At 40.7% G+C, this 3525-nt stretch carries 2 protein-coding genes and 2 pseudogenes; all 4 read left to right on the top strand.

The window, feature by feature from the left end:
* Positions 1-959: pseudogene (locus J6I68_RS04955) on the top strand (hypothetical protein); the annotation flags it as partial.
* Between the two features lie 238 nt (positions 960-1197).
* The gene (locus J6I68_RS04960; RefSeq protein WP_292218035.1) at positions 1198-1461 is read left to right on the top strand and encodes a hypothetical protein; all 264 of its coding nucleotides are present in this window, start codon (positions 1198-1200) and stop codon (positions 1459-1461) included.
* A 1-nt stretch (position 1462) separates the two neighbouring features.
* Positions 1463-2596, top strand: coding sequence for a replication initiation protein (locus tag J6I68_RS04965; RefSeq protein WP_292218036.1), 1134 nt, complete (start codon positions 1463-1465; stop codon positions 2594-2596).
* 257 nt (positions 2597-2853) lie between these two features.
* Positions 2854-3525: pseudogene (locus J6I68_RS04970) on the top strand (hypothetical protein); the annotation flags it as partial.

Raw genomic sequence — 3525 nt, forward strand, 5'->3', positions numbered from 1 at the left:
ACGGAAACGACATAAAGGATAAGCCTATTCCCTTAAGAGCCAAAAAGAGCAGATATGTAAACAGAAAAATCCCCTTCACCGCCAAAAACAGAGAAAAGTGGCTTGATATATGCGAGGCACATGGCATAGAGGTTGAGAGGATAGCCGATAAAAAGGCTCTGAGGGGGCAAGAACTGTATGAGATGAACCAAGAGAACCAAAACATCGAAAAAGAAAATGAACGGCTTACAGAGGCAATTAAGAGCCTTAATACGCAAAAAAAAGGCATTGAGGATGCTCTTCCTACTCTCCAAGATTCCCTAAAGGCTCAAATAGCCCCTATAACCTCTTCTGTCGTTGAAGAGGTAAATAATATGGATTTAACCCCTTATTGTCCTTCTGCGCCCTCTACGAACGAATTAAAGGCATTAAAAGACGGTCTGACGATTAAAGAACCTAATCTTATAAACTCTAACTATAGAGTGACTTTTGAAAAGAATTTTGCAGATAAGGAAAAAGCCCAGGCATTTATAACCGCAATCGGTAAAGCCTTTGATTTCATTGAGAAATTTAGCCCTAAAAAGATACGATTAACCTTTACTAATGCCCTTAAAAATATAAAGTTCATCGGCAAGGAAAATGTGAACCGAGCAGCTGCATTAAAAGAGTTCCTGATTTACAAGGGATGTCCGGATGTGGAAATTAAGGAGCATAAGGTCAAAGGCGAATTTAAGGCAGAGATTAACTACAATACACATTATGCCATTGATAAGGACTTGAATATCTATGACATAAACAGAAGCACCCCTAACAGAAAGAAGATAGTTGCTCAATACGATACCGAGCGTAAAGGCTGGATGATTGGTAATGAGATTATCTTCTCCAAAGTCTTGGAAGATTACCAAAAGCAGTCAAAGGAAAGAGAACAGAGCAGAGAACATACACCAAAGGCAAAGAATAAAGATCAATCAATAGGGTGATGATCCGTCCGTCTATCTTCTCCCTGAAAGGGAGATAGAGGGATAGAGCTATAAACATAGTTACTAATATAGTTATTTATATGGTGTGAGTAGTTTGAGTGGGTTTAGTGTGAGTAGTTTGAGTGGGTTTAGTGTGAGTAGTTTGAGTGGGTTTAGTGTGAGAAGAGTATTGACATACTCACACAATGATATTATACTGTCCTTAGGTCGAGGTTGCAGGTTTACGAAAGGAGCAGATATGGAATATATCACAAAGGTAAACGGCAAGGAAATAGCAAGGTTCACGGACGGAAAGGACGCAGAACACTTTGCTCAATGGAAAAGGGATAGGCTTGCAGATGAATTTGCTCAGGAGCAACTTAAAAAGTTTCTCGCTGAACACCCAACTACCAAATACGGAACAAAGACCCTTCCGGGCGATGTTCCCCTCTCCGCCACCTATCCCGAATATTCTGCCTATGTAAAGACGCTTGAGCAGATCGTGACTATAGAGGAGGGCTGATATGTCAATGTATTACAGCGATGAGGACAATCATCAGATCACCTTGGAAGAATACTTCAAGGGTGAGGTAAATCCTAATCTCTTCGGTGTGTCGATGATCTTCACAGAGGCACGAAGAAATATGAAACTCAAGGAATACAAGGCTTTCACCTTTGCTTTGAGTAAGCACGATTGGACTAAGCCCTGCCCCGATACTCTTTATCTCGACAAAAAGGAGCTTGCAGCATATTTGGGAATTGAAGCTGATGAAGATCATCTATCCGAGAATCTTATGCGTGATATAGGAGATATGCCTACAAACAGCTTTTTGAAATTCAAGGACAAGGATAAGGATATATACATAAACGGCTGTTTTGTGGCAACCATAGCCTCTTTCCCAAATAGGGTAAGGATACGCTTGAACTCCGATTATCTGCCTTTGTTCGGAGCATTGAACGGTAAAGAAAGCCGATATATCACGATGTGGAGCGGAGATATAGCCAAAATGAGCAATGAGAGGTCTATTAGGTTCTATGAATTTCTCAGGGCAAATTCAGACAGTCGGCTCTGCTCTCACGATGGGCAAATGAGCATTAAGAAATTCAAGGAACTATTTGAAATACCCTATCAGGGACAAGGCTCTTATACCGACAAGAACGGACATTTTGCAAGGACACATTTTGAAAAGTATGTGATAGATCCCCTTGTTGATGATCTTTCAAAAACGGAAATGATTAAGCTCGTAATGAATGAAAAAGGCAAATATTACGAGAAAGTGAAAAACGGAAAATATGTAAATGGCTATAAATTCTATTGGGAGTTCCATAATCCAAAGGATATGATCGAGAAGAAGGAGATCAAAGAGGATCTGATCGATGATGATGTGATCGAAGAGGTGGAGCTTTGGGTTCATGCCCTCGATGAATTTAATTTCAGCAAGGCACAGCTTGACGCTATCCGTTCAAGGCTGATCCTGATACCTCAGTCGATGATGTTCGACAATGGAGCTGCACACGGATCGCTCGATCTCGACAGATATCATTTTATGGAGCAGAGGGCAAAAGATATTTTGGCGGAGGATTCACAAAATCATATCAAGAGTAAATTCAAATATTTGATAAAAATTTTGGAGAATAATTATCTGCAAAAAAATTAAAAAGGCGGTGGAGGTGGAGGAGATTTTTTTACACCAACCGAAACGAAAAGAGGATCCCTTTAGGGTCCTTTTTTTGTTTCGGGCGGTAGACTGGGGGATGCCTTCGGCGGGGCGTGTAGCGCCCCAAGAGAACCCTCGGAGAGCCTCGATAGTCCTTGCTCGCTTGCGACAAGGCGTACGGGGTACTACTTGCGCACTTTCGCAATTTTTTTTATAATCTTATCACAAACTTTTTTTCAAGAAGAGGAGAAAAAGAAATGGCAAAAAAAAGAGTGACTAATCACAATGGCAGAGTTTCCAAAAAAACAGGAAAGCCTTACGATCCGAAACACAATGACAGAAACTTTGACAAAGAAAATGCTGAAAATCTTCTCGACAATCCGGAGCGAAAAAACATCGATCATCAATGGCTCGATGATTTGGATCCGGATAAAAAATCTCAACTTTTCTCGATGCTGCATATAGACAAAGAGACCTTAACCAACGAAGAGGCAGAGTCTCTTTATTACCAATTTTTTTACAAAAAGTGGCTCGATGATCAGAACGAAAAACATCTGAAGAGCAGACATACCGAACGCATCAAAAATATGGATCAAGTTCGGGAAAATAAAAACTATTGCCCAGAAGAAGAAATCATCAAGATCGGAAAGATGACTGATGAGCAAGTTGAACCCGAAATTTATGATAAGTGCGTATCGGAATATATCGACTTTTTGAAAAAGGAATATGGAACACACTTACATATCCTCGATTGGAATACCCACTCTGATGAAGCAGGCGGTATGCATACGCATATCCGTTGGGTGTGGGATTATACAGACGAAAAAGACGGACTATTGAAGATCGGACAAGACAAGGCTCTTGAACAACTCGGCTTTGAGTTGCCGGTTCAAAAGGACGAGAACGGCAATATCCTTTACGAAAAGGAC

Source organism: Butyrivibrio sp. (assembly GCF_017940685.1).
Classification (GTDB): Bacteria; Bacillota; Clostridia; order Lachnospirales; family Lachnospiraceae; genus Butyrivibrio.